This is a genomic window from Endobacterium cereale (genome assembly GCF_009617585.1).
In the GTDB taxonomy this organism is placed as follows: domain Bacteria; phylum Pseudomonadota; class Alphaproteobacteria; order Rhizobiales; family Rhizobiaceae; genus Neorhizobium; species Neorhizobium cereale.
Genome location: NZ_WIXI01000032.1, coordinates 12,764 through 31,505, shown reverse-complemented (window position 1 = coordinate 31,505; position 18,742 = coordinate 12,764). Strand labels below are relative to the sequence as shown.

12 protein-coding genes and 1 tRNA gene are annotated in these 18,742 nt (G+C 59.0%); 10 read left to right on the top strand and 3 right to left on the bottom strand.

What is annotated here, in order from left to right:
- Positions 1 to 38: 38 nt before the first annotated feature.
- Genes GAO09_RS05140 through GAO09_RS05130 form a run of 3 tightly spaced genes read left to right on the top strand, consistent with a single transcriptional unit; the run spans position 39 to position 2,969 of the window.
- Complete coding sequence (locus tag GAO09_RS05140) at positions 39 to 1,190, top strand: ABC transporter ATP-binding protein (protein WP_153352977.1); 1,152 nt, start codon at positions 39 to 41, stop codon at positions 1,188 to 1,190.
- 11 nt (positions 1,191 to 1,201) lie between these two features.
- Positions 1,202 to 2,152, top strand: coding sequence for an ABC transporter permease subunit (locus GAO09_RS05135; RefSeq protein ID WP_153352976.1), 951 nt, complete (start codon positions 1,202 to 1,204; stop codon positions 2,150 to 2,152).
- A gap of 4 nt (positions 2,153 to 2,156) precedes the next feature.
- Complete coding sequence (locus GAO09_RS05130) at positions 2,157 to 2,969, top strand: ABC transporter permease (RefSeq protein WP_153352975.1); 813 nt, start codon at positions 2,157 to 2,159, stop codon at positions 2,967 to 2,969.
- A 3-nt stretch (positions 2,970 to 2,972) separates the two neighbouring features.
- Here GAO09_RS05130 and GAO09_RS05125 read toward each other — a convergent pair whose 3' ends face one another.
- Positions 2,973 to 4,832, bottom strand: coding sequence for an AsmA family protein (locus GAO09_RS05125; protein WP_209018616.1), 1,860 nt, complete (start codon positions 4,830 to 4,832; stop codon positions 2,973 to 2,975).
- Positions 4,833 to 4,992: 160 nt separating this feature from the next.
- Here GAO09_RS05125 and GAO09_RS05120 point away from each other — a divergent pair, with 160 nt between their 5' ends.
- On the top strand, positions 4,993 to 6,948 hold the full coding sequence (locus GAO09_RS05120; protein WP_153352973.1) for an acetoacetate--CoA ligase: 1,956 nt from the start codon (positions 4,993 to 4,995) through the stop codon (positions 6,946 to 6,948).
- 291 nt (positions 6,949 to 7,239) lie between these two features.
- Here GAO09_RS05120 and GAO09_RS05115 read toward each other — a convergent pair whose 3' ends face one another.
- On the bottom strand, positions 7,240 to 11,223 hold the full coding sequence (locus tag GAO09_RS05115) for a PAS domain-containing sensor histidine kinase (RefSeq protein WP_153352972.1): 3,984 nt from the start codon (positions 11,221 to 11,223) through the stop codon (positions 7,240 to 7,242).
- A gap of 231 nt (positions 11,224 to 11,454) precedes the next feature.
- Here GAO09_RS05115 and GAO09_RS05110 point away from each other — a divergent pair, with 231 nt between their 5' ends.
- From GAO09_RS05110 to GAO09_RS05100, 3 genes are all read left to right on the top strand, one after another.
- Complete coding sequence (locus GAO09_RS05110; protein ID WP_153352971.1) at positions 11,455 to 11,901, top strand: phasin family protein; 447 nt, start codon at positions 11,455 to 11,457, stop codon at positions 11,899 to 11,901.
- Between the two features lie 298 nt (positions 11,902 to 12,199).
- Positions 12,200 to 12,276: transfer RNA gene (locus GAO09_RS05105), tRNA-His, on the top strand.
- A gap of 600 nt (positions 12,277 to 12,876) precedes the next feature.
- A complete protein-coding gene (locus GAO09_RS05100; protein ID WP_153352970.1) occupies positions 12,877 to 13,578 on the top strand; it encodes a response regulator transcription factor in 702 nt (233 codons plus the stop codon).
- Positions 13,579 to 13,622: 44 nt separating this feature from the next.
- Here the strand turns inward: GAO09_RS05100 and GAO09_RS05095 are convergent, their stop codons facing one another.
- Positions 13,623 to 14,507 carry a LysR family transcriptional regulator gene (locus GAO09_RS05095; protein WP_153352969.1) on the bottom strand — a complete coding sequence of 295 codons (885 nt, stop codon included), beginning with the start codon at positions 14,505 to 14,507 and terminating at the stop codon, positions 13,623 to 13,625.
- A 118-nt stretch (positions 14,508 to 14,625) separates the two neighbouring features.
- Between GAO09_RS05095 and GAO09_RS05090 the strand changes: the two genes are divergently transcribed.
- The 3 genes from GAO09_RS05090 (at position 14,626) to GAO09_RS05080 (ending at position 18,461) form a co-directional block, all read left to right on the top strand.
- Entirely contained in the window at positions 14,626 to 16,122 is a 1,497-nt protein-coding gene (locus GAO09_RS05090; protein WP_153352968.1) for a CoA-acylating methylmalonate-semialdehyde dehydrogenase, read from the top strand.
- 214 nt (positions 16,123 to 16,336) lie between these two features.
- Positions 16,337 to 17,407, top strand: coding sequence for a YjgN family protein (locus tag GAO09_RS05085; RefSeq protein ID WP_153352967.1), 1,071 nt, complete (start codon positions 16,337 to 16,339; stop codon positions 17,405 to 17,407).
- Positions 17,397 to 18,461, top strand: coding sequence for a M48 family metallopeptidase (locus GAO09_RS05080; RefSeq protein WP_153352966.1), 1,065 nt, complete (start codon positions 17,397 to 17,399; stop codon positions 18,459 to 18,461). The genes GAO09_RS05085 and GAO09_RS05080 overlap by 11 nt, the downstream gene beginning before the upstream one ends.
- Positions 18,462 to 18,742: the final 281 nt, after the last annotated feature.

Below are 18,742 nucleotides of genomic sequence, written 5' to 3'. Positions count from 1 at the left end.
ACAATGGTTGGCGAACGACAAAACGAATGGGGACAGGCATGGCGAAATCACTCGGGCCGGTTAAGCGCAAATTTTCTCCCTGGACCGATCCTGCATCGGTGCCTTTCATTCGTTTTGAGAACATCACCAAGAAATTCGGCAACTTCACCGCCGTCGACAACCTGACGCTGGATATTTACGAGCGCGAGTTTTTTGCGCTGCTCGGCCCATCCGGCTGCGGCAAGACCACGCTGATGCGCATGCTGGCCGGTTTCGAGGAACCGACCGAAGGCCGCATCCTGCTGCAGGGCAAGGATCTCGCCGGCGTGCCGCCCTATCGCCGCCCGACAAACATGATGTTCCAGTCCTACGCGCTTTTCCCGCATATGACGGTCGAAAAGAACATCGCCTTCGGTCTGGAGCAGGACAATCTGCCCAAGGCCGATATCGCCGCCCGCGTCGAAGAAATGCTGAAACTGGTGAAGCTTGAACAGTTTGCCAAACGCAAGCCGTCGCAGCTCTCCGGTGGCCAGCGTCAGCGCGTAGCGCTCGCCCGTTCGCTCGCCAAGCAGCCGAAGGTGCTGCTGCTGGATGAACCGCTCGGTGCGCTCGACAAGAAGCTGCGCGAGGAAACCCAGTTTGAACTAACCGATCTGCAGCATACGCTGGGCCTCACCTTCCTGATCGTCACCCACGATCAGGAAGAGGCGATGACCGTGTCCGACCGTATCGCGGTGATGGACAAGGGCGTCATCATGCAGGTGGCGACACCGGCGGAAATCTACGAGGCGCCGAACAGCCGTTACGTCGCCGACTTCATTGGCGATATCAACATCATCGAAGGTGCCGTGGTTTCCAATCAGGGCGCTGCCACCGGTGGCGTGATGCTCGATTGCGATGGCTTGAAGGTCGTTGTCGATCAGGAATGCCCGGCATCGACGGGTGACCGCGTTGCGTTTGCCATCCGCCCGGAAAAGGTGCGCCTCAGCATCGATCCGCCCACCGAAACCGCAGTGAATGCCGGTGCAGGTGAAGTTTACGACATCGGTTATCTAGGCGATTTTTCGCTCTTCCTCGTCAAACTCGACGATGGCCGCATCATTCGCGCAGCACAGGCCAACATCCAGCGTCTCGTCGACCGCCCGCTCACATTCGGTGACCGTGTCTGGGTCAACTGGTCGCGCGATGCCGGCCTCGTTCTGACCCGCTGAAGGAGGGCGTCATGGCGATCGATACGCTTTCCCCACAGCCACAGCCCAAACAGGAACCGGTCATCGCCGATCCCAGCCGCCGCAATCCGGCACGCTGGCTCGTTGTCGCCGTTCCCTATCTCTGGCTGCTGCTGTTTTTCGCCGCGCCGTTTGTCATCATCGCCAAGATTTCGCTGTCGGATACGGCCATCGCCATGCCGCCCTACACGCCGGTCTTCGAAGGCTTTGGCAAATTCGGCGAATTTTTCTCAGCTCTCGATTTCGAGAATTACGAGTTTCTGGCCAGCGACAGCCTCTACATCAAATCCTATCTCAACTCGCTGCGAATAGCCGCCATCTCAACGGCCCTCCTGCTGCTGATCGGTTACCCGATGGCGCTGGCCATGGCGCGGGCAAAAACCTCGATCCGGCCGATCCTCGTGATGCTGGTCATCCTGCCGTTCTGGACGTCGTTCCTGATCCGCGTTTACGCCTGGATCGGCATTCTGAAACCGGAAGGCCTATTGACCCTGCTGTTCCAGAGCATCGGTCTCATGGGGCCGGATGAACAGGTGCAGATCCTGCGCACCGATTATGCCGTCTTTATCGGCATCGTGTATTCCTATCTGCCGTTCATGGTGCTGCCGCTTTACGCGGCGCTTGAAAAGCTGGACAACACGCTGCTCGAGGCGGCAAGCGATCTCGGTTGCCCGCCTTGGAAAGCGTTCTGGCGTATCACTTTCCCGCTGTCCCTGCCGGGTGTGATTGCCGGCTCGCTGATCTGCTTCATCCCGATCACCGGCGAATTCGTCATTCCGGATCTTCTCGGCGGTGCCGATACGTTGATGATCGGCAAGACGCTGTGGACCGAGTTCTTCAACAATCGCGACTGGCCGCTTGCCTCGGCAATTGCCGTTATCCTGCTGGCGGTGCTGGTCATCCCGATCGCCTATTTCCAGAACCAGCAACAGAAGGCGGGATGAGACCATGAAGAATTCCCGTTTCGACGCGACCGTTCTGACCCTCGGTTTCGCCTTCCTCTACATCCCGATCATCATTCTGGTGATCTATTCGTTCAACGCCTCGCGTCTGGTCACCGTCTGGGGTGGGTTTTCATTTGTCTGGTACCAGCAGATGTGGTCGAACCAGGGGCTGATGGATGCCGCATGGGTCACCGCCCGCGTCGCCGTCATCAGCGCCACCATCGCCACCGTGCTCGGCACGCTCGCCGCACTCACGCTGGTGCGGTTCCGCAAAATCCCGGGACGTTTTCTGTTTTCGGGCATGATTTATGCGCCGCTGGTCATGCCGGAAGTCATTACCGGCCTATCGCTGCTGCTGCTGTTCGTGTCGCTCAATGTCGATCGCGGTTTCTGGACGGTGATCATCGCCCACACGACCTTTTCGATGTGCTACGTGGCGATCGTCGTGCAGTCGCGGCTTCTGACGTTTGACCGTTCTCTGGAAGAGGCAGCACTCGATCTCGGTTGCCCGCCGGTCAAAACCTTTTTCCATATCACCCTGCCGCTCATCTTGCCGGCTGTGCTGGCGGGCTGGATGTTGGCTTTCACGCTGTCGCTCGACGATCTGGTCATCGCCAGCTTCAACACCGGCCCGGGTGCCACCACGCTGCCGATCAAGATCTATTCGCAGGTGCGTCTCGGCGTCACGCCGGAAATCAATGCCATCTGCACCATCCTGATCGGGCTTGTGGCTTTGGGCGTGATCGCGGCATCGATTGCCACCAAGCGCAACGAAGTCCGCCGCCAGCGCGACGAGCACGCGGCAGCAGCCGGCTGATTATTATTGCTGGGGTTGTGGTGTCTGGTCGGCCATCGGCCAAAACACCGGCGCTGGCCATGCGCCGCCGATGAACATCATCAGCGGATCGCTGGAAGGCGTGCCGCCGGTCTTGGCGTAGATATTGGCTGAAAGCGCAAGATCCTGCGTTTCGAGAGGCACGAGGCCGCTCAGCACGATCAGGTCGTTTGGCCCATCCAGCCGCGTTTCGCCAAGCTCGGCCACGCCATCGGCAATGGTTGCCGAAATATCCAGACGGTCGAAGAAAAGCTCGCCTTCGCTGGCATCCTTGAGGCTGAAATAAGCCGATTGTGTCGCAAGCCGCCTGATTGCCGAAAGGTCGAGCCCTGTAATCCGGCCGTTGCGGGCGTTGAGCCGCAATGATCCCGACAGGTCGCTTGTCGAGGCAAGCCCGAGAGGCTTCTTCAGATGCAGGGCCAATTCGGCGGACCCATTGGCCTCCGGAATGAGCGTATCGACGCCGAGCCGGCGCGCCACGCTCGCCAGATCGACATCCCGCAGCGAAAGGCGAAGATCGGCGCTATCATTGATGCGGCCCTCCGGTGCGCTGATCTGCCCGGTCAGGCGGCCGTCGTCGATGCTGGAATCGACGAGGTCCACGCGCGCCATTTGGCGGGTGCTGATCATGCTGACGGCGGCGTTGCGCAGCGGCAGCGGCCCCAACTGAGCCTCGGTGGATGAAAGGCGCAGGTCGAGGTCGAGAAGGTCACTGAGAAGAGCAGCTGGCGTCACATCATCCTGGCTTGATGCCTGTGGTCCAGGCGACAACGCCGAAATGATCGCGGAGAAATTCAGCTTGTCGAAGGCAAGCGTGCCGGTCAACCGCGCGCGACCACCCTCCGGCGCCTGAAGGTCCATGATGCCGGTGGCGGAGGCTTCGTTGGCCTGCAGCGATACCTGCTCGAAACGCAGCGTATTGCCGGTCGTCATCAATTGTCCGTTGAGCGACAGGTTTTGCAGTCGGTCCAGCCCGGTGACGCGGATATCGAGCCAGTCCAGAATTTCCGGCATGCGCTGTGTCGCCATGCTGAACGCGCCGCTCAGAAATGCATAGTTTGCCAGATTGGCGGTGCCGCTGAACTGGGCAGAAAAGAGGTCTGAATTGATGGACATGTCGGCCTCGGAATTGCGGCCGGACAGAAGCGTCAATGGCTGTGGCGCGGAAAGGGCAAGCGTAAAGGTCTTGCCGTTCAGCGTGCCGCTCAGGCGGGAGGATATCGCTGCGGAAAGCCGTGGCCATTCCACGGTTCCATTGAGGGCAGTCACGGTTGTCTTGTGTTCACCATCGGCTGTCGCGATCTCGATCGTGCCGTTTTCGACCGTGACCTCGCCAATAGCCGCATTCAGCGTGTCATCGATAGCTGGATTGCCAGCATTGCGCTTGACCGTCTGCACGGCATCATTGAGCAATCCATCCATCGACCAGTCGATATCGCCTGAAGCCTGCCGGATAGAGAAAAGCTTCGGCCGCACCAGCTCGAAATCTTGGAAAACCAGTCGGCCCCGAAAGGCTTGAAACAGTTCAAACGATGCCGAAAGCCCGTCCACCTGGGCAATCAGGCGCGACGCCGGATCCTCCGTTTCGCGAATGGAAACATCTTTCAGGATGATGTGAGGGCGCGGCCAGAAATGTAGTTCCGGGTCGCCGCCAATGGTCGCTTCATGCCCGAACCATCCTTCCACGGCATTTTCCATGCCATTGCGTACCAGCGTGGTGGAGATGAGATAAGGAGCTGCAACCTGCGACACCAGCCCGAGCGCAAGAGTACCGCCCACAAGCACCATGGCGGCCCGCCGGTATCGTTTTCTCGTCTTGAGCGAATGGATCAGCGATCGAAACATGCTTTCCTCGAAGCGCCCATGGCTTCGCAATCTCGGGGCCTCGGCAATGTTGTGGCCTTCGTTAGCGGAAATCCGGCGACCATGCAAATCAGCTGGCGAACGCGCCTTTCCCGCGAGTTGGCTTATGTTAATGTGGGGTGGAAGTGGGAGGACTTCATTCATGTCGCAATCGCAGCAACCTCTATGGACACCGGCACCGGATGCGCTTTCACAAGCACCTCTGGCGCACTTCATGAACTGGTGCGCCGAGCGATATGATCGGCGTTATGATGGTCCGGACGACTTTCACGAATGGTCGATTGCCGAGCGCGCGGATTTCTGGTCGGCTATCTGGGATTTTTGCGGGGTTCGCGGGCAGCGGCCGGGCCCGGTCCTCATCGATGAAGGCCATATGACCGAGGCGCGTTTCTTTCCAGAAGCAACGCTCAATTTTGCAGAAAACCTGCTGTCGCGACGTGGTGTCGAGCCTGCGCTGATCTTTCGCGGCGAAGACAAGATTTGTTCCCGCTGGTCATGGGATGAACTTGCCGCTTCGGTGTCGCGTCTGCAGCAAGCTTTTGGTGCCATGGGCATAACCAGGGGTGATCGCATCGCCGCCATGCTGCCGAATATGCCGGAAACGGTCGCCTGCATGCTCGCTGCCGCATCGATCGGCGCCATCTGGTCATCCTGTTCGCCGGATTTTGGCGTTCAGGGCGTGCTCGATCGGTTCGGCCAGATAGAACCGAAACTGTTCATTGCCTGCGATGGATACTGGTATAACGGCAAGCTGCAGGATGTTTCGCAAAAGGTAGGTGCGGTTGCCGCGCAGTTGGATGTTGCGGTTCTAGTCCTGCCTTATGCCGGGGATGCCGAAGCGTTGGCGGCATCGCTTGCAGACGGTCACACGCTTCCCGCTTTTATTGAGCCCTTTGAAGCCCGGGAACTGCATTTCGAGCCGCTGCCATTTGCCCATCCGCTTTATATCCTGTTCTCCTCGGGCACGACCGGCATTCCCAAATGTATCGTCCATTCGGCGGGCGGCACGCTGTTGCAGCATCTCAAGGAGCAGCAGTTGCATTGTGGGCTGAGGCCCGGCGAACGGCTTTTCTATTTCACCACCTGCGGCTGGATGATGTGGAACTGGCTGGTTTCCGGCCTTGCTTCAGGGGCAACCCTTTGCCTGTATGACGGCTCACCCTTTGCACCGGACGGTAACGTCCTGTTCGATTTTGCTGAAGATGAGCGTTTCTCGATCTTCGGCACCTCGGCGAAATATCTCGATGCCGTCCGCAAGGCCGGTCTCACGCCGAAGGACACACACGATCTTTCTCATCTGCGCATGATCACCTCCACAGGCTCGCCACTGTCGCCCGAGGGATTTTCCTTCGTTTATGAGGGCATCAAGGAGGATGTGCACCTGGCTTCGATTTCCGGCGGCACCGATATTGTCTCCTGTTTCGTGCTGGGCAATCCGCTCAAACCCGTCTGGCGCGGCGAGATACAGGGGCCGGGTCTTAGCCTTGCGATGGATGTGTTCGACGAAACCGGCCATCCGGTACGCGGCCAAAAGGGAGAACTGGTTTGTACCAAGGCATTCCCGTCGATGCCGGTGATGTTCTGGAACGACCCGGATGGCGCAAAATACCGCGCCGCCTACTTTGAGCGTTTCGACAATATCTGGTGCCATGGCGATTTCGCCGAATGGACGCAGCATGGCGGACTGGTCATCCACGGCCGTTCCGATGCCACGCTCAATCCCGGCGGGGTGCGCATCGGTACGGCGGAAATCTACAATCAGGTCGAGCAGATGGAGGAGGTCGTCGAGGCGCTCTGCATCGGCCAGGATTGGCAAGATGACGTGCGGGTGGTTCTGTTCGTGCGGCTTGCGTCCGGTTCGTTTCTGGACGAGGCGCTGCAGGCAAGAATCCGGTCAGGCATCCGAGACGGAGCTTCGCCCCGCCATGTCCCGGCGAAAATCGTTGCCGTCGCTGATATTCCCCGCACCAAGTCGGGCAAGATTGTCGAACTTGCAGTGCGCGATGTCGTGCATGGCCGTGCCGTTAAAAACAGGGATGCCCTTGCCAATCCCGAAGCGCTCGACCTTTTCGTCGAGCTCCCGGAACTGCGCTTGTGATGTGTTCCGAATTGGCATGAAGGGCTGCCGGATACACGTTTTGTTGTCTCTTTGTGGGAGGTAAGTGATCTTGTGTCGTATAATGCGGTTTTTACCTGGCGAATAATGGGAAAATTTACCAGTTGTTAAAACCTGTTGGAGCAAAGTTAACAGCGAACGGAAAAGTGGAATGTCGCCGGTTTCGGTGCTCCCTGTCTCCGTTAGATACTTTTTTCCCGTCGTTGGGATCGCAGCATCAACTTATAAAAAGGCAGCTTCGGCTGCCTTCTTTTTTGCCCGGTTTGCAAATTATCAGTCTGCCAGGACGCGCGGCGAGGGGAAGGTAATCTCCACCAGTGTCCCCTCGTTAGGCGTCGAGGAGATGGCAAAGGATGCGCGGTTCGCGTCCACCATTGCCTTGGTCAGCGGCAGACCGAGACCGGTGCCGTCACCGCGCTTGCGGGCAGCACCCGTCACCTGCCGGAAAGGCTTCATCGCCAGTTCCAGTTCGGATCGGGTCATGCCGACGCCGGTATCCCGGATGCGCATGATAACACTGCCATTGGCCTCGAACGCCGTCGACACCACGATCTGCCCGCCCGAGGGGGTGAACCGGATAGCGTTTGACAGGATGTTGAGCACGATCTGCTTGATCGAGCGCAGATCGGCGACGACCTGCGGCACGGCCTGTGAGAGTGCGGTGCGGATGATGACCCGCTGTCCGTTAGCCTGCGGCTGGATCAGCGATACGGCTTCCGACACGGTTTCGTTCAGCCCGACCGCCTCGAATTCGAGATCCATTTCGCCCGCCTCGATTTTGGAAATGTCGAGGAGGTCGTTGACGATATCGAGCACATGGCGACCGGAGCGCCCGATGTCATTGGCATATTCGATGTAACGCGGATGGCCGATCGGTCCAAAACGTTCGGTCGCCATCATGTCTGCGAAACCGATAATGGCATTGAGCGGCGTGCGGATCTCGTGGCTCACATGGGCCAGAAAATCGCTCTTGTGGGCATTGGCTGTTTCCGCGGAGCGCTTGGCATTGCGCAACTCTTCCTCGGTGCGCTTCCAGGCGGTGATGTCGCGAATGACGGCGCAATAACCATTTGAGGAAGTCAGGCGGCCGATCGTCATGAACAGCGGCAGGAACCCGCCACCGGCTTCGCGACCGATCACCTCGCGCCCGTCGTTCAGCACGCTGGCAACGCCGTGGCCGGACAGGCCGCCGAGATAATCGATGACCGAGCGCTGGCTTTCATGAGCAAACAGCATGACGAAGGGCCGACCGGCCGTCTCGTCATTGTCGTAGTTGAACAACGCGCTTGCGGCCCGGTTCATCGAGCGCACATCGCCTTCGGAACCAATGATGACAACGCCGTCCGTCGCGGTTTCGAGGATCGAGCGCAGCTCGTCCACTTCCACCTGCAGGCGTGAAACTTCGGCTGCAACGGCCGGGAGGTCTGCATCTTCCACGGCCTCGGCAAGGGGCTGAGCAGTGGTGGGAACTGCGACGCCTGTCCCTGATATTGTGCCGGAGACCGGCATCAGGGCCAACATCAGCGCAGTGGAGTTTTCCCAACGGATCGACTGCAGGCGGGCGCTGACGGGAACCAGCGTATCGTCGGCGCGCACCACAACCATGCCGCCGGCCTCCGACGTCTTTGCCTCCAGTTCGTCGCGCTGAAGAAGAGCGTCCAGACCGCCGAGTTCCTCCAGTTGCTGCAGGGAGTCGTAACCGGTCAGGCGCAGGAATTCGGCATTGGCGTGATAAAGCGTGTCGCCGGCATGAACGATCAGCGCCACCGGCATCTGGTCGAGAATATCAGCGTTGAGGCCAAGCCGGGCGCGCATCGGCATGATGTCCGCATAGGTTTGCGGCTCTTCCGCTTCGTCCTCGGCGTCGATCTGATCAGTCTCGTCGGTGTCTGCCACCACTTCATCGAGCAGCGGCAGCGCGTCCGATGTCGTTTCCTCGTTGCCCTGTTCCGCAACATCGGTCTCGTCGGCAATATCCTCGATGTCATCGGCGGCGTCGATGTCATCAGTGCCGTCAACAACCGGGCCGTCGGTTACGCCTGGAGCCTCGTCAATAGTGTTTTCGGACTGTTCATCCGTATCGATGATTTCGCGCGGGTCATTTTCATTGGCGTAAGGCGTGGCAGCCGTCTCAATGTCCTCGGCCTCATCCTCTTGCGGGTGCGGGTCCAGACGGCGGCCGATTTCCACAAAGGCTGCCTTTTCGCCGGGCGTCAGCGCGTCATTGCGGAAGCGGTGCTCCTCAAACTGGATGACCTTGTCGGACTGGCGGCGAGAAGGTGTCTCGACGAGGCGAAGCGCAGGCTTTTCCTCCTCCGGCAGGAAAGTGCTGTCTGCCTCGACAGTCATGTCTTCTGTGGCGGCGATCTCCGCGTCATCTTCCGCCCCGGCAATGTCGTTTTCTGCCACGTTGGAAGTTTCCGCGACGCCCGAATCGGCGTCTTCGGAGGTCGTGATCTCGTCTTCTTCAGCCTCCGACAGGGGCGCGCTCGTCTCCGTCGAAACCGGTGCCGTCAGATCGTCGATGTCGTCGACAATCTCGTCCGGGATCATGTCGTTTTCGTCCGTTTCCGGGGTCGGCACCAGCGTGATGCCAATCGCCAGCGGGTCTTCCGCCACATCGGCTACACGCACGATGCCGAAACCACGGAAACCGTCGAATTCACGCGACCGCGTATAGGTTGGCAGGGCTGCCAGATCGACCGGCACCTTCAGCGTCGTTCCTTCGATCGGCCACCAGATGGTCTTGCCCGACCAGGTGTCGCGTTTGCGCAGGAGTTCGGTGATCTTGCCGTCCGGATCGAAGTTGAACAGCGCCGCCAGATCGGAAAAGGCCAGCCCGTTTATATCGGCCGCATGCGGGCCGACGACGCGGGAAAATTCGCTGGAAACCTCGCTGAACCGACCTTCGGCATCGATCTTCCAGACGAAACGCGTGGCGCGCATGTCGGACGAAAAGATGAAGGGTTCGGAATTTTCGGCAGTTCTCGCCGTGCCGAACATCGGTGCGGGCGTGAGCTGCAGCGCGACTTCGGTTGCCTTGTTCGTCTCGGCCGTTTCCACAGGCTCGACGCTTTCCGCCTCGACAGTCGTTTCTTCTGTTGCAAGCCCGGCTGCGGGCAGATTTTCTTCCGCTTCCGCTTCCGCTTCCGCTTCCGCTTCCGCTTCCGCTTCCGCTTCCGCTTCCGCTTCCGCTTCCGCTTCCGCGGTTACGGTGTCGTCATCTTTTCCTGCGGTGTGTTCAGAACCAATGTTGTCCAGCAGGGCCTGCCGCACATTGGCCATGGCCTGCTCCGTACCGGTCGGCGCGGTTTTCGCATGCTCGAATTCGGCTTCCTCACTCGGTTCGTCATCCACCTCATCAATGCCCGCCAGGGCATCGAGCGTGTCGGCATAGTCATCGGCAGCAGGGGATGCGAGGTCCTCAAGCGCCGGGGTCGTTTCCTCAATGTCGGAAGGGGCTGCGGCCGGTGCTTCGTGCCCGATGGTTTCGGATGCGGCCTCTACTGGGGCTGCGCTGGCCGAAAGGGCAGCGGCGCGCTCGCTCTCGACGTCATCCTCAGGGGCTTCCATCGGTATGATGTCGGCGGATCCTGCATCCGGTTCGACGATGAAGAGAAGGTACATGGCCGGCATCTCGGACACCTTGCCCATCGCGGCCGGCAGATAACCGGCGCGGGTCGGAACAGGTCTCTTGACCAATCCGTCAATGTGGACGGTGGCCATGTTGACGAGCATGCGGGCCGTATGCGGTGTCAGGTTCAGCGAAGCGTATCGGGGCGAAGCGGCCAGAACCTGGCCGTTCTGGTCCAGTACGGCACGGTGCGTATCTGTATCGTCGAAACCTTCGATCATGCGCGCGGCGCATTGTGCGGTCGACATCGCTGCGTCGGTGGACGGAGCGGCGACCAGGATCGCGCGATCCTGCCCGATCGTGATGATTTCGCAGGTTGCCTGCACTGCGGTGCGCTGGAAACCATTGGTCACGCGCATCAGGAAAGGCCGGCTGTCGCCATTGTTTTTCAGCCCGCGCGCGGCCGCTTCCGCCTGGCGAAACGAAAGATCCAGTGGCTCGGCGCCGTGATCCAGAAAATCATAGATGGTTTCATGGCCGAACAGTTCGGCGCCACGCCCGTTTGCCCACAGCGCAAGCTTCATGTCGGGTGAAAAGATGACGATTGCCTCGCCGCCGGAAAGGCGCGCGCGGATGCGCGGATGAACGGCAATGTCGATAAACGGATACTGTACAGCGGACATGAACGAACCCTGGGAGCACCTTCGCCAGATACGCGGCGATATGCCAAGTTAACATATTGTTAGTAACTTCCCAGAGGCTTCTGGTCCACCTTCGCAGTCTTTCTATCGGGCAAAAGGGTTAACGCTGGCGGGTGCGGCGTGCAATCATGTTGCGATGCACAATTAGATATTGTAGATATTTGCGCGAGGAGCCGGCCCACCGGGCTGGGATAATGTCGAGGAGGACATGACATGGCCTACAAGCCTGATGATTTCTTTGGGTTTTCCGCATTCGATCCGAGCCGCATGGCGCAAGAATTTCGCGATGCAGCGCATTTGGGAGCGGAACAGTCCCGCGAGGCCTATTCGCGCCTGCGTGATGCCACGACCGATGCGACGAAAACTGTGGAAGACACATTTCACTCCGCCCAATCCGGCTCGTTCACGCTGGGCATGACGGCGGTCGATGCGATGCGCAGCAGCGCCGACCTCTCCATTGCCCATATGCAGGCACTGATGGGCGTGCGTTCCGTCTCGGAACTGGTGGAGCTGCAGTCGACATTCGTGCGCAGGCAGGCTGAACTGACTGTGGAAAACGTGCGCGAGCTGCAGGAAGCCACCCGCAAAGTTGCCGAGGAGGTGACGAAGCCCGGTCGCGAGGCCGCCGAGCGCGCCATGGCCGGCTTCAAGGCCGCCTGATATTGGTCCGCGATCATAAAGACCACGCGCTGTCATGTGGTCTTTATAATATGTCCGTATGTCACAGCTCGTCGCCGCTAATTTCAACCATTCTGCCGGAAAGATGCCTGGCCCTTCGGTATTGGCTGATGCCGCCGGCTTGGCCGTATATTTTGGCTGCCACACGCGCCGGCCGAACGCATATCCAACCCTGTCTAAGCCAACAGAATGGTGCAAATTAGCTGCGACGTGCTCTAGGGGCTTGCAAAACGAGTTTTATCCTCGTATGTGAGCCGCAGACGCAACGAGCGTCTCATGTGCGGTTGTAGCTCAGTTGGTTAGAGCGCAGGTTTGTGGCACCTGAGGTCGGTGGTTCGACCCCACTCAACCGTACCATTCTCTTCTCCCCGTCAGTCTTTATGTCACTGCGACTGTCGGGGAGAAGAGAATCTTTCTTCTTGCAAAATCCATCTTTTCATTTCTGTTCGCCCTGATCCGTTGTGCGGCCTGACGGCGCACATTGGTTTTTCCGTCTGAAGCGGTGAGCATTCTTCAAAAGCCACGAGGGCCGGCTCCTCTGTGACGGAGACGGATGCACCATGTCTTACGCCTGACGCGAATAGCGAAACTGGGGTGCCACTTTGCCCTCGGCGCATATGTCCGGCGGATTTTCGTAATTAAATACTGTATATCTTAAGGTTAGAATCCGTCGTTGTTTGGGGCGAAACTGTGGCGGACGAGACGTTGCTGGATGCCAAAATCCATCATCTTTGCCGTTATTTCGGATTTTTACCGTGAAAAAATTCTAACCGTTTTGGGACCGAGATGTATCGTTTCGGGATTTTGACATCTGGTGGTTGTTGTTTTCCCGTTATGGGGGCGAAAGTTCGGGAAAACTAAATAAGTAGTTGCGTTTAAACGAATTTTCTCCTTGTGCGGGAGAAAATATTGAGGTGGTATGACACCAGTTTTTAGCTGGGTACTACATCTTATCTTATGCCTAAAGAGACACCTTTTGCAGTAGTGAGTCGCAAGCTTCTTGATGCTTGGCTTGCATCTGATTCAAATCGTCCTGCCGATGCTATCGATATTTATCGTGGTGTGGTGGATCTTCTTTCCGCGCGTATGCGCCTAACACTAATTCGTATTGACGATGGTGATCCATGGCAGTGGCAGATGCGCGCCATCCGCACCTATGGCTTTGCATCGCGTCTTCTGGATATGGCCAAGCTTCTCCCTGACGGGCCGCTCGGCAATGTGACCGACCGCCAGTTCATGGAGCACGCGGTTGTGCCGCGCATGCAGGAGGTCATTCAAAACCAGCAGCCGGTGATCGAGGTCGTCAAGACCAAGGTCTTTGGCCTCAGTGTCGGTTATGACCGCATCATGCTGGCCCAGAAAAATACCACCCGCCCGGAATGGGTCATTACCTGCACAATGGGACGTTTCATGTTCGTTGCCCCCCAGAAGACCGCCGAACTCGACCTGACTGACGAATCGATCGTGCAGTTGCTGGTGGAGGGGGCTACCGCCAAAGAGATTGCAGCCGAGATCAATGTGTCGCCGCGCACCGTCGAACATCGCCTCGAGCGCATGAAGGACCGCATGGGAGCCCGAAATCTCGTTCAGCTCACTGCCATGCTGATGGCTCACCGGCTCGGTCACTCGCTGCCGGAACTTGAGATGCGCCGCGATTGAAGCGGTCGGCAGCGCTGATGCCATGCCTGGCGGAGCGCTGCCCCTCAGACCCGGAAATCCGCATTCTCATCCTTGGCGATTTCCTGAAGGAAGGCGATGACCGTGCGAATCCGCGGCAGGTCACGCAGGCTTTCATGATAGGTTGTCCAGTAGGAGCGACGGATGCTGATATCGGGCAGTAGTCGCTCCAGTTCCGCATCCTGCTGCGCGATGTAATCGTGCAGGATGGCGATGCCGGCACCGGCGCGCACCGCCTGCACCTGGCCGATCGCACTCGAAATTTCGAAACCCGCATCCCAGTTGCGCATCACCTCGCCGGTGAAGTTGAGGGATGGTGAGAAGATCAGGTCTTCCACATAGCCGATACGGGCATGTTCGCGCAGGTCTTCCACCATCTGCGGTCGCCCACGCCCGTCGAGATAGCCGCGCGAAGCATAAAGCCCGAGCGTGTAATCCGTCAGTTTTGCCGAGATCAGCCGTCCCTGTTCCGGGCGTTCTATGGTAATCGCGATATCCGCCTCGCGTTGCGACAGGGAAAAGGAGCGGTGCACCGGCACCAGCTGCAGTTTCAGTTGCGGATATCGCTGCATCAGGTCTCCCAGTCTCGGTGCCAGCACGGCCACACCAAAACCGTCCGGCGCACCGATCCTGACTGTGCCGGCAATGGCGGTGTCGCCCGAACCTGTCGCCGCCTGCATGGCCAGCATTTCCGTTTCCATGCGTTCGGCGGCGGCATAAAGCGCATGCCCTTCCGGCGTCAGTTCGCAACCGGTCGTGCGTCGGATCAGCAACTGCGTTTTCATATCCGCTTCCAGCGCCGTGATCCGCCGTCCAAGCGTCGCATGGTTGATGCCGAGCCGCCGCGAGGCGGCAAGAATCTGTCCCGTTCGCGCCACGGCCAGAAACATGCGGACATCATCCCAGTTCATCACGCTGCCTCCAATTCCGTTCCTGATGTCGAATTATGCACAACGGATGCGTAAACTATGGCGTTGCCCTGTGCAAATGTGAGTGTCATCCTGCCACGAACTGAATGGAGGAATATTCATGACGGCACTCGGGCATTTTATCGGCGGCAAGCATGTTGCCGGCACCAGCGGGCGTACGGCCGACGTTTTCAACCCGGCAACCGGCGAGGTTCAGGCCAAGGTGGCGCTGGCAAGCGTTGCGGAAATCCGCGCAGCCGTCGAAAACGCCAGGGAAGCGCAGCCGAAATGGGCAGCCACCAACCCGCAGCGTCGCGCCCGCGTGTTCATGAAATTCGTCGATCTTCTCAACCAGAACATGGACGAACTCGCCGTCATGCTGTCGAAGGAGCACGGCAAGACGGTCGAGGACTCAAAGGGCGATATCGTTCGTGGTCTCGAAGTCTGCGAATTCGTCATCGGCATTCCGCATCTGTCCAAGGGTGAGTTCACCGAAGGGGCGGGGCCCGCGATCGACATGTATTCGATCCGCCAGCCGGTCGGTATCGGTGCCGGCATCACCCCGTTCAATTTTCCTGGCATGATCCCGATGTGGATGTTCGCGCCGGCGATCGCCTGCGGCAATGCCTTTATCCTGAAGCCGTCGGAGCGAGATCCGTCGCTGCCGCTGCGTCTGGCCGAACTGATGATCGAGGCTGGGCTGCCGGCCGGCATCCTCAATGTCGTCAATGGCGACAAGGAAGCCGTCGATGCGCTGCTGACCGATCCGGATATCGGCGCGATTTCCTTCGTCGGCTCCACGCCGATTGCCCGCCACGTTTATGGCACGGCGGCTGCGAACGGCAAGCGCGCCCAGTGCTTCGGTGGTGCCAAGAACCACATGATCATCATGCCCGATGCCGATCTCGATCAGGCCGTCAACGCGCTGATGGGCGCCGGTTACGGTTCGGCCGGCGAGCGCTGCATGGCGGTGTCCGTTGCCGTGCCGGTGGGCGAGGAAACCGCCAACCGCCTCGTTGAGAAGCTCATTCCCAAGATCGAGTCCCTGCGCATTGGCCCTTATACGGACGACAAGGCCGATATGGGCCCCGTCGTCACCAAGGCGGCGCAGGAACGCATCAATGGCCTGATCGATCGTGGTGTCGAAGAAGGAGCCGAGCTTCTGGTCGATGGTCGCGGTTTCAAGTTGCAGGGTTATGAGAACGGCTATTTCGTCGGAGGCTCGCTGTTCGACCATGTCAGCCCGGACATGGATATCTATCGCCAGGAAATCTTTGGGCCGGTCCTGTCGGTGGTGCGTGCCAAAAATTATGAAGAGGCGCTCGACCTGCCGATGAAGCATGAATATGGCAACGGCGTCGCCATCTATACGCGCGATGGCGATGCAGCGCGCGATTTCGCCTCGCGCATCAATATCGGCATGATCGGCATCAACGTACCTATCCCGGTGCCGCTCGCCTATCATTCCTTCGGCGGCTGGAAGGCCTCCTCCTTTGGCGATCTCAACCAGCACGGCACGGATTCGATCAAGTTCTGGACCAAGACCAAGACGATTACCGCCCGCTGGCCCTCCGGTATCAAGGATGGTGCCGAATTCGTCATGCCGGTCATGAAATGAGCCGGGGCAAGACTATTTACAACAAAGACTTGGAGAAGGGTGGCGTCGGCCGTCCTTCGTCGTTTCGCAAGCATTTTCCGTCGCTTGGAACTGGAGGGTAGAACTCCCCTTTCTTCACTATGTGATTGAAATTGATTTTTTTTGCTCTATTTGCCGCACCCGATCACCGAGGGTTGCCGTTTTCTGCGGTAATTGAAGGATAGGGGAAATATACATGTCCTTTTCAGACTTGGCGCCCAGGGCGTCAGGCACGCTGGAGCGTGCATCTTTCAGCGGTAACGCGCGCGAATACTTCGGCATCTGGATCGTCAACGTTCTTCTGACGATCGTGACCTTCGGCATTTACTCGGCCTGGGCCAAGGTGCGCCGTAACCGTTATTTCTACGGCAACACCGTCATCGCCGGCCGTGCCTTCGATTACCATGCCGAGGGCAGGCAGATCTTTCTCGGTCGTGTGATCGTCGTCGGGTTTTTCATCTTTACCCAGATACTCACAACCATCTCCGAAGTGCTGGGCCTTGTGGTGTTTTTGCTCGTCCTTATCGCGCTGCCCGCGCTCATCCAGCGCAGCCTGCGCTTCAGCGCCCGCGTCACCAGCTATCGTAACGTTCGCTTCAACTTCACCGGCACGGTCGGTGGTGCCTTCGTTGCGGTCCTGCTCGGCAGCACGGTCGCCTCGATGTCCTTCGGCATCCTGGCGCCACTCGCCAGCCGCTGGCTCTGGCGTTACATCTTTAACAACCTGCATTATGGTGACCGTCCCTTCGCGACCGATCCGAAGATCGGTTCGCTCTACCGCGTCTGGGTTTTGCCGGTTGCGCTGATCGTCATTGGTGTCGTTCTTGGTGCCAGCATCGGTGTCGCTGCCAAGCATACCGCCTCCGCCATAAGCGGTGAAGCGGTCGACAGCATGTTCGGTTTCAGCCCGCTCCATTTTACTATCCTGTGCGCTTTCATTACCTACGGTCTTGCCGTTCTGCTCTACCGCATCGGCGTGCGCAACGTCGTCTTCTCCGCCACGACGCTCGACGGCAAGCATCAGCTGGTCAGTGATGCACCGCGCCTCCAGTATGCCTGGATCGCCATTTCCAACGTCATCGTCACGGTCCTCACCTTCGGTCTGATGCGCCCATGGGCAGCGGTGCGCATGGCGCGTTTCATGGCCATTCACACCGGCGTCATTGTTGTCGGCGATCTGGGTGAGGTATTGTCTTCGATGGAAGCAAGCGGCTCTGCTGTCAGTGCCGAATATCTCGATCTGGAAGGGTTTGACTTTGGGTTCTGACGGCACAGTGATTGCGCGCGGCGAATGGCAACCTGCTCATTCCAGCCGCGCGGTTGCCGCTGACCTCTTCGAAAAGGAAGGCCAGCTGGCTGCCGTCTCCGACGGCGCCACGTTGGCTTCCGGCCCGCGCAGTGAGGTCGGCATCACGCCGCGGGTTGGTTCGATCCCGCGGCGCCTGACATTTATAGATGGTTCGGTGTTCGAAACACGCGACAATGGCGCCATCGACGCACTTGTCAGTCGCCATGGCGGCAAAGGCAGCGGTCTTGTGTATCGGATGGAACAGTTTCATCCGCGTCTGATCGCCTTCACGCTTGCCGTGATTCTTCTCGCGGTTGGCATCTATCGTTATGCCCTGCCGGTCATGGTCGAGGTGGCCATTCTGGTGACGCCACCGGTCGTGCCGGAAATGATCGGTGCAAGCACGCTTGCCACTTTGGAAAAGACCCTCCTGCGTCCAACTGCTCTGCCGGAAGTGGACCAGAACGCCATCCGTGCCGAATTCGCGGCGCTGGCCAAAAATGCGAGGGGTGGAGAGCCTGCCTATACATTGCTGTTCCGCAATGCCCGGCTGATGGGACCCAATGCCTTTGCGTTGCCGGACGGCACGCTGGTGCTGACCGATGATCTCGTCGAGTTGTCTAAGGGCGACAGACAGATGGTACTTGGAGTGCTGGGGCATGAGATCGCCCATGTGGAAGGTGACCACAGCCTGCGGCAGATTTATCGGGTTGCCGGTTTTGCGGCGCTGGTCATGCTGATTGCCGGTGATGTCGGCTCGGGTGTCGAGGATATTCTCTCTCAAGGCGGTGCGCTCGTTGCGCTCTCTTATTCGCGCGGAGCGGAAGAGGATGCAGATCGTCGTTCCGTCGAACTGATGAAGGCCGCCGGATACGAACCTGCAGCGCTTGCACGCTTCTTCGCCATTCTGGAGGAAAAGATGAGTGACCACGACGAAACGAGCATGTTGTCGACCCATCCCGGCACCCCGGCGCGGCAACGTTATATTCGGGAATATGCCCAGCAACTTGAAGGTGCTGTTAACGATCCGTGACAATGTACGGCTTTGACACATTGACCTTCCCGGCGGTGAGACTAATTTAGCCGCCAAGTAAAGAGTTGGGGGAGTTCTGCGTCATGGTCTATGAGTGGGATGCCAGGCGCGCGCGCCGCGTGCAGCTTGGCAAGCTTGGCCTGGCATTGATCGTGGCCTGTGGTTTCTTCGCTCTCGGCAGCTGGGTTCTTTCGATTATCTGATCCCGACAGAAAACATCACATCGACAGCCGGGGAGTGCCTGCGCGTCCAAAAGACGCGACGGGCGACCCTTGTCGTGC